This is a genomic window from Rhizobium sp. RSm-3, from assembly GCF_001854685.1.
Taxonomy (GTDB): Bacteria; Pseudomonadota; Alphaproteobacteria; order Rhizobiales; family Rhizobiaceae; genus Rhizobium; species Rhizobium ecuadorense.
Window position 1 is genome coordinate 359,287 of sequence record NZ_MAWZ01000013.1, and the last position, 14,909, is coordinate 374,195.

Below are 14,909 nucleotides of genomic sequence, written 5' to 3' on the forward strand. Positions count from 1 at the left end.
GATGACGTTCGACTTTTCGCCCTTCCTGCCCTGGCCAGTTCTGGCCGCACTGGCCGCCGTCAGCGTCCTCATCGCCGCCTTCGCGATCTGGCGTGGCATTCGCGGCGCCTGGATCAGAACGCTGGCGGCGCTGGCCATGCTGACCGCCCTTGCCAATCCAGTGCTGCTGCAGGAGGACCGGGATCAGCTGTCGACGATCGTCCCGGTTCTCGTCGATCGAAGCCAGAGCCAGCAGACGCCCGATCGCGTCAAGACGACCGACGATGCGCTGGCGGCCCTGAAGGGACAGCTCGCCCGCTTCCCCCAGATAGAGCCCCGCTTCGTCGATGTCGAAGGCGATCCCAATTCCGACGTGCCGTCGACACGCCTGTTCGACGCGCTGTCGGCCAATATCGCCGATGTCCCGCCTGCCCGCATCGGCGGCGCCATCATGCTGACCGACGGTGAAGTCCACGATGTTCCGGCCGCCAATCAGGCGCTCGGTTTCGATGCGCCGATCCATGGCCTCATCACCGGCAAGGCCAATGAATTCGATCGCCGCATCGAAGTCATCAAGGGGCCGCGCTTCGGCATCGTCAACGAGGAGCAGCAGGTCGTTCTGCGCGTCTTCGACGACGGCCCGAGCCCCGGCGGCACCGCCAATGTCACCGTGAAGCTGAACGGAGACGAGATCGCCACCCTGCAGGCGACGCCCGGCCAGGACACGCCCTTCTCCTTCAATGTGCCGGCCGGCGGCAGCAACGTGCTCGAATTCTCGGTCGCCACACTTCCGGGCGAAGTCACCACCGCCAACAACCGCGCCGTTCACGTCATCGACGGCATCCGCCAGAATCTCCGCGTCCTGCTCGTCTCCGGCGAGCCGCATGCCGGCGAACGCGCCTGGCGCAACCTTTTGAAATCCGATGCCTCGGTCGATCTTGTCCATTTCACCATCCTGCGGCCGCCGGAAAAGCAGGATGGCACGCCGATCAACGAGCTGTCGCTGATCGCCTTCCCGACCCGCGAGCTCTTCGTCGACAAGATCAAGGATTTCGACCTGATCATCTTCGACCGCTACCAGCACCGCGGCGTACTGCCACTGCTCTATTACGATTACATCGCCCAATATGTCGACAATGGCGGCGCGCTGCTGATCGCCGCCGGTCCCGAGCATGCCGGCCCCGATTCCATCGCACTGACACCGCTTTCCTCGGTGCTGCCGGCAACCCCCACCGGGGAGATGATCGAAAAGGCTTTCTACCCGCGCCTCTCCGAGGAAGGCCGCAAACATCCCGTCACCCGCGGCCTCGACGGCTCGGGCGAGGATCCGCCGCATTGGGGCCGTTGGTTCCGCAGCGTCGATGTCGACCGGCCGCAGGGTGAGACGATCATGCTGGGCGCCGACAACCACCCGCTGCTGGTGCTGAACCGCGCTGGCCAGGGCCGGGTCGCCATGCTGCTTTCCGATCAGGGCTGGCTCTGGGCGCGCGGCTTCGAAGGCGGCGGTCCGAACGTATCGCTCTATCGCCGCATCGCCCATTGGCTGATGAAGGAGCCGGCGCTCGAGGAAGAGGCGCTGACGGCGCGCGCCTCCGGCCGGACGCTTGAAGTCACGCGCCAGACGATCGGCGACAATCCCGGCAACGCCACCGTGCGTTATCCCTCGGGCAAGACCGAAACCCTGCCGCTCACCCAGACCGAACCCGGGCTCTACAAGGCCGAGAAAAGGATGGACGAGATCGGTCTCTTCGAAATCCACAACGGCAAGCTGTCGACGCTCGTCCATATCGGTGCCGTCGACGCGCCGGAGTTCAAGGCGATGATCTCGACGACCGATGTGCTGAAGCCGGTGGCCGACAGAAGCAAGGGTCTCGTCACCCGCGTCGCCAACGAAAGCGGCAGGATCACCGTGCCGCCGATCCTGCCGGTGCGCGGCCAGGTCCGCGTCGCCGATAACGATCGCATGATGATCCGCATGACCAGCGAAACGGTCTTGAAGGGTATCAACACGCTGCCGCTCTTTGCCGGCTTTGCCGGCGTCGGCATCCTGCTGCTTGCCTTCGGAACCATGTGGTGGCGTGAAGGGCGATAATCGCATGCCGGAATTCGAGCTGACCGCCTCGCCCTCACCGGAGGAACTGGCGGCGATCACCGATGCGCTCTCGGCCTTCAACGCCGCTGATGTCGGCCCCGCCGACCGCCGGCCGCTCGCCGTTCTCATCCGCGACACCGACGGCAAGGTGACCGGCGGCCTGTCTGGTTTTACTGCCTGGGGCTGGCTCTTCACCCAGATGATCTATATTCCCGACACGCTGCGCGGCACCGGCCTCGCCGGCAGGATCCTCGCAAAGGCGGAAGAAGAGGCCAGGGCGCGCGGCTGCCGCGGCGCCTGGATCGACACCTTCAGCCCGCAGGCTCTCAGCGCCTATCTGCGCCAGGGTTATGAGGTCTTTGGGGAACTCGAGGATTTCCCGGAGGGCCGCACGCGCAGCTTCCTCCGGAAAAACCTCTAATCATCCGTGCCAGGCGATGATGCCCTTCAGCCGCTCGTGCACGCCCTCGGCGATCGGAACGACGAGCACGCGGCCGGGATCGACCGGCCCCGGGAAGGAAAGCGCGTTATAGGCGACTTTCTCGAAGCCGAGCGGGCCGTAATAGGGCGGATCGCCGACGAGGATGACGGCTTCCGAACCCTTGCGTCTTGCCGCCTCCACTGCGATCCGCACCAGCTCCCGGCCGATGCCTATATTCTTGTGCGAGGGCCGGACGGCAAGCGGGCCGAGCAGATGGCCTTTTACCGTGCCGGCCAGCACCGGCGTCATGCGCACCGAAGCGATCGTCTCGCCGTCGTCGGCGCAGATGAAGGAGAGAGACAGGTCGTGCGGCCCCTGCTCGCGGATGCGAGCCGCCGCCCGCGTGAAGCGGCCCGGACCGAAGGCTTCTTCGTTGATGTGTTCGATGGCGGCGTCGTGGGACGCGTCTTCGGTGAGGTAGACGAGATCGTGCTTGTACATGATGACAGAAACCGGATGGACAGATTGATGGGTCTCGAACACGCCTTCGGCGTTCGGGAGCATCAGCGTCGTCGCGGGTTTCTGGAAATGAACATCACGCAGGGATCCTAAAATCGTGTGAAGGCCGATAGCAGGAAAAATTTCCGCCGTCCAACGCAAAATGCACATGACGGCACCGGGACCATGCAGTGCCGGAACGGCGCGACACACTGTTCAACCTTTACCGCCTGCAAAGCCTCGCTATCTCAGCTAAATCAGGTCCCGACACGCAACCAAAGGAATGAAGATCATGGGAATGCTGGTGGACGGCGTCTGGCACGATGTGTGGTACGACACGAAGGAGAGCAAGGGCCAGTTCAAGCGGCAGCCTTCGCAGTTCCGCAACTGGGTGACATCGGACGGTGAGGCCGGCCCTTCCGGCAGCGGCGGTTTCAAGGCCGAGGCCGGGCGTTACCATCTCTATGTCTCGCTTGCCTGCCCCTGGGCGCACCGCACGCTGATCTTCCGCAAGCTGAAAAAGCTGGAGGATTTTATCTCGGTCTCCGTCGTCGACCCGCTGATGCTCGACAACGGCTGGGAATTCAAGGTCGGCGATGGCGCCACCGGCGACCAGCTCTTCGGCGCCACCACCCTCTGGCAGATTTACGTGAAGGCCGATCCGCACTATTCCGGCCGCGTCACCGTTCCCGTCCTCTGGGACAAGAAAACCGGCACGATCGTCAGCAACGAATCCGCCGAGATCATCCGCATGTTCAACAGCGCCTTCGACGCGCTGACCGGCGCAAAGGCCGATTTTTATCCCGAAGATCTCCGCGCCGAAATCGATGCGCTGAACGCCATCGTCTACGACACTGTCAACAACGGCGTCTACAAGGCGGGCTTTGCCACTACCCAGGAAGCCTATGAGGAAAATGTCGGTAAGCTGTTCGAAACGCTCGACATGCTCGATGAACGCTTGGACAGGGGCCGCTATCTCCTGGGCAACCGCCAGACCGAGGCCGACTGGCGCCTGTTCACGACGCTGGTGCGCTTCGATCCCGTCTATGTCGGCCATTTCAAGTGCAACATCCGCCGGATATCCGACTACCGCAACCTGCCTGGATATTTGCGCGACCTCTACCAGACCGCAGGCGTTGCCGAAACGGTGAACCTCACGCACATCAAGCAGCACTATTACCGCAGCCACAAGACGATCAACCCGACGGGCATCGTTCCCGTCGGCCCGGCGCTCGATCTCGACAGCCCGCATGGCCGTGCTACAGGGCCGCGCGTCTTCTCAGACGCGCAAAGGACGCTGTAGAACTTTAAATTGCTTGCCGCGGCCTAAAAAACTGCGCAGCCCTCACCAGCGGTGGTCGGGCTCCTGCTCGCCACGAAGCTCGGCCAGGCGGCGATGCGTCGCCTCGGTCGTGCCCTCGGGCAGGCTGTCGAGCGGAAAGAAGCCGCTGTCGGAGATCTCCCAATCGGGCGGGCGCGGCGCCGTCTGCTCGACACTCGCCCGGTAGAACACGACATGGTCCCGGCTTGTGGTCGTGGTGTTGAAATAGACCTGAACCAATTGCGGCTTGCCGAGGATCCTGAGGTTGCCCTCCTCCCGCAATTCCTTGGCCAGCGCTTCTTCGACCGTCTCGTTGCGCTCCAGCCCGCCGCCCGGCATATGCCAGCCGCCGATATAGCTGTGGCGCACCAGAAAAATCCGCCCCTCCGCATCGAAGCAGGCGGCCCTGACGCCCATCGTCATGCCGCGGGCGAAGGAGAAATAGACATGCAGAAGGCGCAGGGCCGTCCTGATATGAAGAGGCCGCTTTTCTTTATCCACCATCGTTCCGTTTCAGCCCTTCATCGCACCGGATGTGTTTGATTTGTCAATAAGCTGGTCTATGTCTCGTAGCATGTTCAAGCTCGCGCATATTTCCGACGTCCACCTCGGGCCGCTGCCCCGTCTTTCCATCCAGGAGCTGTTTTCAAAACGCATAACGGGCTTTGTGAACTGGCATCGAAATCGACGCAAGCACCTTTTCGGCAGCACGCTGGATCTGTTGCTCGATGACATCCGCGCCCATCAGGCGGATCATCTGGCCGTCACCGGCGATCTCGTCAATCTGGCGAGCGGCATTGAGATCCGCGCCGCCGCCGCCTGGCTGCGCGCGCTCGGCGATCCCGCCGACACCTCCGTCGTTCCCGGCAATCATGACGCCTATGTGCCCGGTGCCTACGAGAAATCGATGCGCGCCTGGTACGAGTATGTCCGCGGCGATCTCTCCCCACCGCAATGGCAGGAAGATCGCCACATCTTTCCCTATCTGCGCGTCCGCGGCAAAGTCGCAATCGTCGGCTGCTCGACGGCGGTCGCCACCCCTCCCTTTGCCGCCTCCGGCTTTTTCGGCGCGCGCCAGGCGCGCGATACCGTCAACATGTTGCGGGCGGCCGGCGAAGCCGGCCTCTTCAGGGTCGTCATGATCCATCATCCGCCGATCCGCGGCGCCACGACCTTCTACAAGCGGATGATCGGCATCCGCCGCTTCGCCGCGGTAATTTCGACCGGCGGCGCCGAGCTCGTGCTGCACGGACACACACACCTGAACACGCTGCACTGGCTGCGCGGCCAGGTGCAGCCGGTGCCCGTCGTCGGCATCGCCTCAGCCTCGCAGGGACCTGGCAGCATCAAGCCGCCCGGCGCCTACAACCTCTTCTCCATCGACGGCTCTCCCGGCGCCTGGGAGCTCAGCGGCGAGCGCTTCAGCGTCAACCGGTCCGGCGACGCGGTGATGGCGGAAAGCGTTGATATTTTCGCGCGTTAGCGCCGGCTCCGGACTCTTTTATCCAGCACTTGACCCGACCTGAGAGGAGGTCGGGCCATCGCCGCAACAATTGCCATGGCGGCCGCTTACCCTCTTGGTATTTTTAGCGGTAGGCGTACAATCCGGCCAACTGCATCGCCTCAGAACGGAGCCCCGCCAATGACGTCTTCTTTCCGTCACCTGTCCAGACTTTCGCTCGCCGCAGGCTTTGCCTTCGGCATCGCCACCGCCGCTTTCGCGGTCGGCGACAGCAACGATAACACCAATCCGCCGCCGAAGACCGAAACGACCAAGACCTGCACCGGCGGCAAGGTCTGGGACAAGGCCAAGAAGGAATGCGTTAATCCGAAGAAGAGCAGCTTCAACGACGACGATCTTTACAAGTTCGCCCGCGAGTTTGCCTATGCCGGCCAGTATGACAATGCCATCACCGTGCTCAATCTCGCCCGCAACCAGAACGACCCGCGCATCCTAAACTACCTCGGCTACGCCAACCGCAAGGCCGGCCGCATGGAGCTCGGCATGTCCTACTACCGCAAGGCGCTGCAGGCGGATGAGAACTACATCCTCGCCCGCTCCTACATGGGCATGGCGCTGGTGGAACAGGGAGATATCCAAGGCGCCCGCGTGCAGCTCGTGGAAATCCGCGATCGCGGCGGCGAAGGCACGTGGGCCTATCGCGCTCTGCTGCAAAGCTTGAATGGCTACAAGACATATTGACGCAAGTTTTGTGGTCTACAATACGAAAATCCCTTGAGAAAAGGGGATGAAGACGGCCGGATGCTTGCGAAGTGCAGGAGACTTGTTTCATAAAGCACATGCATCGTCGGCGTCGATAAAGCCGGTTTCGCGCCCGACGGCGAACCCTTCGTCCGCGAAACCATTGTGAATGCTTCTTGGATAAACAATGCGTCAACCCGCAACGACCATCGATCTCCGGCGTGATCTCGTCGGCCTTCTGCCCCGCCTTCGCCGCTTCGCGATCACGCTCGCGGGTGAGGCTGCTCTGGCCGACGAACTCGTCCAGGCGGTCTGTCAGCGCGCCATCGCCAAGGGCCATCAATGGAGCGGTGAAGGCCGGCTGGAAAGCTGGATTTACACGCTTGCCCGCCAGCAATGGACCGACGACAGCCGCAAGCGCAAGCCCAAGGCCTCTCTCCGCGGCAATGTCACCGATATTCGCGAAGCCGCGCGCGAACGCTCGACCGCAGTTGATCCCGACGCAATCCATCACATGATCGCCGATATGCCGGAAGGTCTTTCCAGCATGTTCCTGCTCGTCGACGTCGAAGGCCACAGCTATCAGCAGGCGGCCGACATCATGGGCACGCCGGTGGCAAATGTCGTCTCACAGCTCGCGACCGCAAGGCTGCATTTTGCCGGGCTCGCCAGCACTCACCCGATCCACAGGTACTGAATTGCTCGATCTTAGGAAATTGCCGCTCGAAGCCCAGCTCACCGCCCTTCTCGATGGCGAGGTCTCGCCCGAACAGCGCCACGAGCTGGAGCAGCGCCTGGCAACCGACGAGAATGCGCGCCGGCTGCACGAGAAGCTTCGCCACGGCGCCGATTTCGGCCGCCACCGCCTCGACGACATCCTGAAGGAGCCGGTGCCGCTCGCCCTCGTCCGCTCGATCAAGAGCACGCAGCCGCCGAAGACGCCGATCGCCCAGCGCGCCACGCGCCCGCCGGTGAAGCTGGCCCCGAGCGGCCCGCAGGCGCTGGCCGCCGCTCTTATCCTCTTCGTCGTCGGTTGCGGCATCGGCTATTTCGTCGGCACCAGCCCGGATGCCGACGAAATCGCCAGCACGACCACCGCGACGGCGCCGGCCAATACCAGCGACTGGCTGGGCGACGTCACCGCCTATCAGCGCCTGCTGATCCGCCAGCCTCGTCATCTCGTCGAAGTGCCGGCCTCGCAGGCCGAGGAAATCTCCAGCTGGCTCACGACGGCGATCGGCGTGCCCTTCCGCGTGCCCGACCTCAGCGCCGAAGCCTGGACCTTCCAGGGCGCGCGCGTCATCCTCGGCGACAGCCGCCCTGTCGGCCAGCTCGTTTATTCCAACGCCGACGGCGACGTCATCTCCATCTGCTTCCGCAAGGACGCGCAGCCACCGGAGACCGACGACTTCAAGGAAACAATCAAGGACGAGATCGGCCTCGTGACCTGGCACAATGCCGGCACCTCCTATGTGCTTGCCGGCCCCTCCGCCGAAGCGACCCTCGGCCAGCTCGCCATGAAGATCGCCACGGCGATCTAAAGCATGTCGCGCAAAAGTGTGCAGCGGTTTTGCGGCAACGACATGCGTAAGAACAAAGAGCTAAAGCGCGTCGCATGAATCAAGTTTGATGCGACGCGCTTTAAAATGCGAGAAGGCGGAGCCGCGTCGCATCCGCCTTTTTCGATTTAAGGCACCAGCACCACCTTGCCCACAGCTCTTCGCTCCTCGATGGTGCGATGGGCTTCCGCCGCCTCGTGCAGCGGGAAGCGACTACCTTCGACGACCGTCAGCCGGCCCGTTGCCGCAAGATCGAAAAGCTCGCCGAGATCCTCCCGAAGCCTGTGGGGCGGCGTCAGCAGCGGCAACAGCGAAAACCCCTTGATCGATTGGTTGTCGCCGAGCATCCGCTCGATCTCCTCCGCTTTGAGTCCGAACCTCCCCATCGCCGCCAGAACCAGCTCGCCGCAAGGCGCCAGCGCATCGACCGCAGCCTTTGAGGACGCACCACCGACAGTTTCGTAGATAATATCCGCTCCGCGCCCGCCGCTATGCCTCCTGACATCTTCCTGCCAGCCAGGCGCGGTATAATCGACGGCATGATCGGCGCCGAGCGACAGGGCAAGCGCCCCCTTCTCCTCGCCGCTCGCTGCCGCGATCACCATCTCGGCCCCGTTGCGCCTTGCCAATTGCAGAAGCAGCGAGCCAACGCCGCCGGCTGCGGCACTGACGAGTACGCTTTTGCCTTTCGGAAGGCTGCGGCGCGTCAGATGCAGCGCCGTCAGCCCCTGCACCATCAATCCGACAGCCGCCCCGAAAGAGATCGCATCCGGCAGCCGCACCACCGATCCGCCGTCGACCGCGACGAATTCCGCATAACCCGCGCCGCGCCCGACCGCGAAGAGAGGAACCGCCACGCGTGCGCCGACCAGCGATGCGTCGGCGTCCGGCCCCGCCCGTTCGACCACACCGGCAATTTCGACGCCGGGAAACATCGGCAGCTCCGGCGTCACGGCATAACGATCGGCCCGCATCAGCACCTCGAAGAAGTTGACGCCCGCAGCATGGACACGGACCAGCACCTCATCACGCTTGAACTCCGGAACCGGCAGCTCCACAAGTTCGAGAACATCCGGCGCACCGAAGCGAGTGAACTGAATGGCTTTCATGACAGGGAACCTCACGTTTGATTGGCGTGGGGCAGGTTTAGCAATAGGATGGGAAGCAAGAATACATACTCTTTCGTGCCCTACCCACCAGGAGGTGACCATGGCCGAACCGATGAAAAGACTGCCGGAATTGCCGGTCGAGCGCGCGCTGAAGGTGATTTCAGGGCGCTGGAAACCCGTCATCCTCTACTATGTCTTCTCCGGCCCGAAGCGTCTTTCCGAGCTGAAGCGCATGATGCCTGCGATCACCCAAAAGGTGCTGATCCAGCAGCTGCGTGAGATGGAAGAGCACAGGCTGGTCACCCGCCAGGTCTTTGCAGAAGTCCCGTCCCGTGTGGAATACAGCGCGACCGAACTCGGCCTCGAACTCGAGCCGGTGCTGCTGGCGCTCTGCCGTTGGGGCCAGCGCCATGCCGAGGCGAATGACGAAGCCGGCATGATCGCCGACTGCATCATCAGGCCGCGCCACACCAGCGCGGTCGCGGCCTGACCCAATTCGATCAGGCCTTGCCGGCCTTCACCTCGAGCACGCGGTTGGCGGCCGAGACGATCGCTTCCAGCGAGGCCGCGACGATGTTGGTATTGATGCCGGCGCCGAAGAGCTTGCCGCCGGGATAGGAGGTCTCGACATAGGAGATCGCCGCCGCGTTCGAGCCGTGCTGCAGCGAATGCTCGGAATAGTCCTCAACCGACATCTCGATGCCGAGATAATGCGACAGCGCGTTGATGAAGCCGTCGATCGGGCCGTTGCCGCGCCCTTCGATGCGCTTGATCTCGCCATTGTCGGTAATCTCGGCCGCCACGATCCGCTGGCCCTTGTGCTCAGTATCGGGATAGGTGTGGTGGTCGGCGAACTTGAGGCGTCCATCGGGCTGCGTCACGTAGCGCTCGATGAAACGGTCGTAGATCCGCTTTGACGGAAGCTCCTTGCCCTCGACGTCGGTAATGCGCTGGATATCCTCGCGGAATTCCACCTGCAAGTTGCGCGGCAGGTTCAGCCCGTAATCCTGCTGCAGGATATAGGCGATTCCGCCCTTGCCGGACTGCGAGTTGATGCGGATGATCGCCTCGTAGGAACGGCCGACGTCACGCGGATCGATCGGCAGATACGGCACTTCCCAGACGGGGTGGTTGGCGACCTGGGCAGCCTTCATACCCTTGTTGATCGCATCCTGATGCGAACCGGAGAAAGCCGTATAGACCAGCTCGCCGACGTAAGGATGACGTTCGCCGATAGCCATCTGGTTGGAATATTCGAACACTTCCTTGATGCGCTCGATATTGGAGCAGTCGATCTCGGGATCGACGCCTTGCGTGAACATGTTCAGCGCCATCGTCACCATGTCGACATTGCCGGTGCGCTCGCCATTGCCGAAGAGCGTGCCTTCGACGCGGTCGGCACCTGCCAGCAAGGCCAGTTCGGCAGCGGCGATGCCGGTGCCACGGTCGTTATGCGGATGCAGCGAGATGATCAGGTTCTCGCGATTGTCGAGATTGCGGCACATCCACTCGATCTGGTCGGCATAGACGTTCGGCGTCGCCATCTCGACGGTGGACGGCAGATTGATGATCAGCTTGTTATCGGGCGTCGGCTTGACCACCTCAATGACGCCATTGCAGATTTCCAGCGCCACTTCGAGTTCCGTGCCTGTAAAGCTCTCGGGGGAATATTCGAAACGGTAGCCGCCGCCTGCCTTGACGGCCATGTCGGTTATCATCTTGGCGGCATCGACAGCGATCTGCTTGATGCCCTGCACATCCTTGGCGAAAACGACGCGGCGCTGCAGCTCGCTGGTCGAGTTGTAGAAATGCACAATCGGCCGGTTTGCGCCTTCCAGTGCTTCGAAGGTGCGGGTGATCAGTTCCGGGCGGCACTGCACCAGCACCTGCAGAGAGACGTCGGCGGGCACGTTGCCCTCCTCTACGCACCAGCGGGCGAAATCGAAATCGGTCTGCGAAGCGGAGGGGAAACCGATCTCGATCTCCTTGAAGCCCATCTCCAGCAGCAGCTGGAACATGCGCGCCTTGCGGTCATGGCCCATCGGATCGACCAGTGCCTGGTTTCCGTCGCGCAGGTCGACCGAGCACCAGACCGGAGCCTTGGTGATGGTCTTCGTCGGCCAGGTGCGGTCGGGAATGTTCACCTGTGGATAGGCCCGATATTTCACGGCAGCGTCAGGCATGCCTTTGGCGGAGGCCGTTTTTCCCTCGGAGAATTGCGTCTTTGCGTTCATCATATCGTCTCCTCGTCCCGGCATTTGCTCCGCTCTTAGCCGATCGTGTCAGGCTTGGCGATAAACAAATGCGGACCTTGTCGGTCGTTCGGTCAATTTTGAAAGTGAGTCGCGAGGAGCGATGGCCGGGCGGGCTTTCGGCCGCCGGGCGCTCCTCAAAGGACCCGGCAACCGCGCGTAAGGCCGAGGAGAAGAAGCGAGGTCAGGGCGCGCGTATTGTCACGCAGGGCGATGCGGCCGCGTGCAATCGTGTCGGAAATTCTGGCGCCTGTGGTCTTCATGGCCGCGCTTATAGCCTTGGGCGGTGAAACTGGCAAGCCCTTGCCCGGGCTTTTGGCCGCCGACGGCGCAAACGACACTCCGCTACCGCGGCTGGCCTCGGTCTTTCCAAACACTCACCAGCCGCGACAACGCCAGCATCAGCCCGCCGGCGATCAGCCCCCAGAAGGCGCCGGAAATGCCCCCGAAGGAAACGCCTGAAGCGGTGACGAGGAAGGTGATCGCCGCCGCCTCGCGCGACTCCGGCGCCTGGAAGGCCGACATCGCCGAGGAAGAGAAAGCCCCGACCAGTGCCAGCCCGGCCACCGCCTCGATCAGGATCGGAGGCGCAAGCGCGACGAAAGCCGTCACCGCGCCGGCGAGCAACCCGAGGATGATATAACCGATGCCGGCGATCAGCGCTGCCCAATAGCGCCTCTTCGGATCAGCGTGAGCATCCTGCCCGGCGCACATCGCCGCGGTGATGGCCGCCAGATTGACGGCGTGGCCGCCGAACGGCGCCGACAGCAGCGAGAAGAAGCCGGTGACGGCAAACAGCGGACCGGGCTTCGGATCGTAGTGATTGACCTTCAGGACGGCGATACCAGGAATGTTCTGCGAGGCCATGGTGACGATGAACAGTGGCAATGCGATCGAGACGAGGCCGGCAAGATTGAACACCGGCGGGATGATTTCCGCCGTCGGCACCAGCGATTGTTCGAGCGAATTGAGCGCACCATCCGGAATATCGACGCCGAAGGTGAGCACCAGCACGAAAGCTGCGAGTGCCGCCGGCACCGCCCAGAGCCGTTTGAAGGCGCCGACGACGATCCAGGCGATGACGATCGGCAGGCCGAGGAGCGGGTTGAAGCCGATCGCCTTCACCGGCGCGAAGCAGAGGCCGATCAGCACGCCTGAGAGCATCGCATTGGCAAGCGGCGCGGGAATGGCGGCGACCGCCCGGCCGAGCGGCTTGAACAGGCCGGCGACGACTATCAGCGCGCCGCAGATCAGGAATGCCCCGACCGCCGCATTGAAGCCGCCCTCGATCGGCCCGGTGCTGGCCAGCAGCGCCGCGCCCGGCGTCGACCAGGCGATGCTGATCGGCAATCGTGTGGCGGCACAGAGCACGATCGCGCAGACACCCATGGAGATCGACAAGGCCATCAGCCCCGAGGCCGCCTGCGCATCCGTAGCACCGACCGCCTCGAGCCCGTGCAGCACGACGGCAAACGAGCTGGCGGAACCGACGAAGGCGGTCAGCAGCCCCATGAACAGGGCCTGGACGGAAAAATCTTTGAGCATGGCGGGACTCGCGATCTGCGGGAATGGCGCATGGAGCATGACGGTTGCCGCAGGCGCAAGTCCGAATTCAGCTCTTTCCGTTCAGTCCTCGCCGATAGGCCCTATCTCCGTTCAGGCATCGCCAAAAGCAAACCGCCCTCGCCTGCGATCTGCAGGGCGAGGGCGGTTTCTTAGCAGTTTTGAATGAGAAACCTCAGATATCGGCCTGTGACGTCACGATCCGCGAGACGAGGCCATAGTCCTTCGCCTCTTCGGCCGACAGCCAGTAGTCGCGATCCGTATCCCTGGCGATCTTTTCGAGCGGCTGGCCGGTGGCCGCCGCCATGATCTTGTTCAGGCGCTCGTTCATCTTGATGATTTCGCGTGCCTGGATCTCGATGTCCGATGCCATGCCGCGCGTGCCGCCCGAGGGCTGGTGCAGCAGGAAGCGGGTGTTCGGCAGGCACAGGCGCTGCTCCTTCGGAGCGGCGACATAGATCAGCGCACCGGCCGAGGCGACCCAGCCCGTGCCGATCATCCAGACCTTCGGCTTGATGAACTTGATCATGTCATGGATGGAATCGCCGGATTCGACGTGGCCGCCGGGCGAGTTCACATAGATGCGGATGTCCTCGTCGCTGGCCGCGGCAAGCGCCACGAGCTGCGAGCAGACTTTCTGCGCCAATTCCTGATTGATCGGTCCGTAGATGAAGATCGAACGCGACTTGAAAAGATTCGCCTCCGTTTCCTTGCCGAGCGGCAGTTCCTTCGTCTTGTCGTCCTGGTCTTCGTCGTTCATTCGAACCTCTTGGAGATGAATTCGGCTTCCCCGCACATAGTGCGACTCAATGCCTAAAACAATGCGGGAAAAACACAAGGCACCGAAGCGATGGAGATATCCTTAAGAAGCCGCGCGCCGTTCTGCAAGCCTTACTGAAATGTAACGGTGAAAGGCTTTGAAAAGCCTGAATCGGTTCCTACCTCAACCTCACGCAGCGATAGCTGCACCGAAAAATCGTGGAGCACTTTACGCGTCCGGTCGGATACGGGAGCGCTCCGGACCAACAGGAGGCAGGACATGTCACCCGAAGAACGCCAATTGCTGACCGCCCTCTTCGACCGCGTGCGCACCGCAGCTGCCCAGCCGCGCGACCGCGACGCCGAGGCCCTGATCGACCAGGCGACGCGCGAACAGCCCTCCGCCACCTATTACCTCGCCCAGGCCGTCATCGTTCAGGAAAAGGGGCTGGAGGCGGCCGCCAACCATATCAAGGAACTCGAGGAGCATGTCCGCCAGCTGGAAGCCGGCGCGAGCGAACACCGCCAGGCCGAACAGGGCGGCGGCTTCCTGAGCTCGATCTTCGGCAACACCCAGACGCAGCAGCCTGCACCCGTTCCCGCCAATCCCGGTCCCTGGGGCCAGTCCCGCGCCTATGACGATTCGCGCGGTTACGACCGCGATGGCCGCCAGCCGCAGCAGCAGCCGACAGGCCCCTGGAGCCAGCAGGCCTCTGCGCCATCGGCCGGCGGCAGCTTCCTGCGCGGCGCGCTCGGCACGGCAGCCGGCGTTGCCGGCGGCATGCTGCTTGCCAATTCGCTGAGCGGCATCTTCGGCAATCACATGTCCTCGCTCGGCTGGGGCTCGCCCTTCGGCGCCAACCCCTTCGGCAATGCCAGCGCGCCCACCGAGGAAACCGTCATCAACAACTATTACGGCAATGACGACACCCGCCAGGCCTCGGACAACGCTGCCGATGACAACGACAATGCCAATGTGCAGCAGGCCGATTACGACGACGGTGACGATTACAGCGATGATTCGTCCGACGTTACGGATGTTTGAGAACCAGCGCTGAAGCCTTCGGCCATCGGTCGGACAAGGGACACCGGTTGCCGCACCCTCGCCCGGCCCTTCGCTTTGGCTCAGGGCGTTCGCTGCTGCAATCGATTC

15 protein-coding genes are annotated in these 14,909 nt (G+C 63.1%); 9 read left to right on the top strand and 6 right to left on the bottom strand.

Annotated elements, in window-relative coordinates; all coding sequences use genetic code 11:
* The first annotated feature begins 1 nt into the window (after position 1).
* Both BBJ66_RS14950 and BBJ66_RS14955 read left to right on the top strand, forming a co-directional pair.
* Positions 2 to 2,071 (top strand): hypothetical protein, encoded by a 2,070-nt coding sequence (locus tag BBJ66_RS14950; protein WP_071087943.1) that lies wholly within the window; start codon positions 2 to 4, stop codon positions 2,069 to 2,071.
* Positions 2,072 to 2,075: 4 nt separating this feature from the next.
* Entirely contained in the window at positions 2,076 to 2,492 is a 417-nt protein-coding gene (locus BBJ66_RS14955; RefSeq protein WP_071088134.1) for a GNAT family N-acetyltransferase, read from the top strand.
* On the opposite strand, the gene BBJ66_RS14960 is transcribed toward BBJ66_RS14955, so the two are convergent.
* Complete coding sequence (locus BBJ66_RS14960) at positions 2,493 to 3,056, bottom strand: GNAT family N-acetyltransferase (protein ID WP_082336918.1); 564 nt, start codon at positions 3,054 to 3,056, stop codon at positions 2,493 to 2,495. It abuts the gene before it with no gap.
* Positions 3,057 to 3,282: 226 nt separating this feature from the next.
* On the opposite strand from BBJ66_RS14960, the gene BBJ66_RS14965 reads away from it, so the two are divergent.
* Positions 3,283 to 4,293, top strand: coding sequence for a glutathione S-transferase family protein (locus BBJ66_RS14965; protein ID WP_071087944.1), 1,011 nt, complete (start codon positions 3,283 to 3,285; stop codon positions 4,291 to 4,293).
* A 42-nt stretch (positions 4,294 to 4,335) separates the two neighbouring features.
* Here BBJ66_RS14965 and BBJ66_RS14970 read toward each other — a convergent pair whose 3' ends face one another.
* Positions 4,336 to 4,815 carry an NUDIX domain-containing protein gene (locus BBJ66_RS14970; protein ID WP_071087946.1) on the bottom strand — a complete coding sequence of 160 codons (480 nt, stop codon included), beginning with the start codon at positions 4,813 to 4,815 and terminating at the stop codon, positions 4,336 to 4,338.
* A gap of 70 nt (positions 4,816 to 4,885) precedes the next feature.
* On the opposite strand from BBJ66_RS14970, the gene BBJ66_RS14975 reads away from it, so the two are divergent.
* The 4 genes from BBJ66_RS14975 (at position 4,886) to BBJ66_RS14990 (ending at position 8,055) form a co-directional block, all read left to right on the top strand.
* Positions 4,886 to 5,794 (top strand): metallophosphoesterase family protein, encoded by a 909-nt coding sequence (locus tag BBJ66_RS14975; protein WP_071087948.1) that lies wholly within the window; start codon positions 4,886 to 4,888, stop codon positions 5,792 to 5,794.
* Positions 5,795 to 5,953: 159 nt separating this feature from the next.
* Complete coding sequence (locus BBJ66_RS14980; RefSeq protein WP_071087949.1) at positions 5,954 to 6,514, top strand: tetratricopeptide repeat protein; 561 nt, start codon at positions 5,954 to 5,956, stop codon at positions 6,512 to 6,514.
* Between the two features lie 187 nt (positions 6,515 to 6,701).
* Complete coding sequence (locus BBJ66_RS14985) at positions 6,702 to 7,211, top strand: RNA polymerase sigma factor (RefSeq protein WP_071087951.1); 510 nt, start codon at positions 6,702 to 6,704, stop codon at positions 7,209 to 7,211.
* Position 7,212: 1 nt separating this feature from the next.
* Entirely contained in the window at positions 7,213 to 8,055 is an 843-nt protein-coding gene (locus BBJ66_RS14990; protein ID WP_071087953.1) for an anti-sigma factor family protein, read from the top strand.
* A gap of 146 nt (positions 8,056 to 8,201) precedes the next feature.
* Here the strand turns inward: BBJ66_RS14990 and BBJ66_RS14995 are convergent, their stop codons facing one another.
* On the bottom strand, positions 8,202 to 9,182 hold the full coding sequence (locus tag BBJ66_RS14995) for a quinone oxidoreductase family protein (RefSeq protein WP_071087955.1): 981 nt from the start codon (positions 9,180 to 9,182) through the stop codon (positions 8,202 to 8,204).
* Between BBJ66_RS14995 and BBJ66_RS15000 the strand changes: the two genes are divergently transcribed.
* A complete protein-coding gene (locus tag BBJ66_RS15000) occupies positions 9,181 to 9,672 on the top strand; it encodes a winged helix-turn-helix transcriptional regulator (RefSeq protein WP_071087957.1) in 492 nt (163 codons plus the stop codon). The genes BBJ66_RS14995 and BBJ66_RS15000 overlap by 2 nt on opposite strands.
* Positions 9,673 to 9,682: 10 nt before the next feature.
* Here the strand turns inward: BBJ66_RS15000 and leuA are convergent, their stop codons facing one another.
* The 3 genes from leuA to BBJ66_RS15020 form a co-directional block, all read right to left on the bottom strand.
* Positions 9,683 to 11,416: a 2-isopropylmalate synthase gene (leuA, locus tag BBJ66_RS15005; protein WP_071088136.1), complete on the bottom strand. Its 1,734-nt coding sequence runs from the start codon at positions 11,414 to 11,416 to the stop codon at positions 9,683 to 9,685.
* Between the two features lie 363 nt (positions 11,417 to 11,779).
* Complete coding sequence (locus BBJ66_RS15015; RefSeq protein ID WP_071088138.1) at positions 11,780 to 12,979, bottom strand: benzoate/H(+) symporter BenE family transporter; 1,200 nt, start codon at positions 12,977 to 12,979, stop codon at positions 11,780 to 11,782.
* A 193-nt stretch (positions 12,980 to 13,172) separates the two neighbouring features.
* A complete protein-coding gene (locus tag BBJ66_RS15020; protein ID WP_049736158.1) occupies positions 13,173 to 13,757 on the bottom strand; it encodes an ATP-dependent Clp protease proteolytic subunit in 585 nt (194 codons plus the stop codon).
* Positions 13,758 to 14,036: 279 nt separating this feature from the next.
* Between BBJ66_RS15020 and BBJ66_RS15025 the strand changes: the two genes are divergently transcribed.
* Positions 14,037 to 14,801 (top strand): DUF2076 domain-containing protein, encoded by a 765-nt coding sequence (locus BBJ66_RS15025; RefSeq protein ID WP_071087959.1) that lies wholly within the window; start codon positions 14,037 to 14,039, stop codon positions 14,799 to 14,801.
* The last annotated feature ends 108 nt before the right edge of the window (positions 14,802 to 14,909 follow it).

Excerpts from the sequence above, each read along its gene's own strand:
- BBJ66_RS14950 (WP_071087943.1), top strand. The coding sequence starts at position 2 with ATGACGTTCGACTTTTCGCCCTTCCTGCCCTGGCCAGTTCTGGCCGCA.
- BBJ66_RS15000 (WP_071087957.1), top strand. The coding sequence starts at position 9,181 with ATGACAGGGAACCTCACGTTTGATTGGCGTGGGGCAGGTTTAGCAATA.
- BBJ66_RS14985 (WP_071087951.1), top strand. The coding sequence starts at position 6,702 with ATGCGTCAACCCGCAACGACCATCGATCTCCGGCGTGATCTCGTCGGC.
- BBJ66_RS14965 (WP_071087944.1), top strand. The coding sequence starts at position 3,283 with ATGGGAATGCTGGTGGACGGCGTCTGGCACGATGTGTGGTACGACACG.
- BBJ66_RS15015 (WP_071088138.1), bottom strand. The coding sequence starts at position 12,979 with ATGCTCAAAGATTTTTCCGTCCAGGCCCTGTTCATGGGGCTGCTGACC.
- BBJ66_RS14995 (WP_071087955.1), bottom strand. The coding sequence starts at position 9,182 with ATGAAAGCCATTCAGTTCACTCGCTTCGGTGCGCCGGATGTTCTCGAA.
- BBJ66_RS14980 (WP_071087949.1), top strand. The coding sequence starts at position 5,954 with ATGACGTCTTCTTTCCGTCACCTGTCCAGACTTTCGCTCGCCGCAGGC.
- BBJ66_RS14955 (WP_071088134.1), top strand. The coding sequence starts at position 2,076 with ATGCCGGAATTCGAGCTGACCGCCTCGCCCTCACCGGAGGAACTGGCG.
- BBJ66_RS15025 (WP_071087959.1), top strand. The coding sequence starts at position 14,037 with ATGTCACCCGAAGAACGCCAATTGCTGACCGCCCTCTTCGACCGCGTG.
- BBJ66_RS14960 (WP_082336918.1), bottom strand. The coding sequence starts at position 3,056 with ATGCTCCCGAACGCCGAAGGCGTGTTCGAGACCCATCAATCTGTCCAT.
- BBJ66_RS15020 (WP_049736158.1), bottom strand. The coding sequence starts at position 13,757 with ATGAACGACGAAGACCAGGACGACAAGACGAAGGAACTGCCGCTCGGC.
- leuA (WP_071088136.1), bottom strand. The coding sequence starts at position 11,416 with ATGAACGCAAAGACGCAATTCTCCGAGGGAAAAACGGCCTCCGCCAAA.
- BBJ66_RS14975 (WP_071087948.1), top strand. The coding sequence starts at position 4,886 with ATGTTCAAGCTCGCGCATATTTCCGACGTCCACCTCGGGCCGCTGCCC.
- BBJ66_RS14970 (WP_071087946.1), bottom strand. The coding sequence starts at position 4,815 with ATGGTGGATAAAGAAAAGCGGCCTCTTCATATCAGGACGGCCCTGCGC.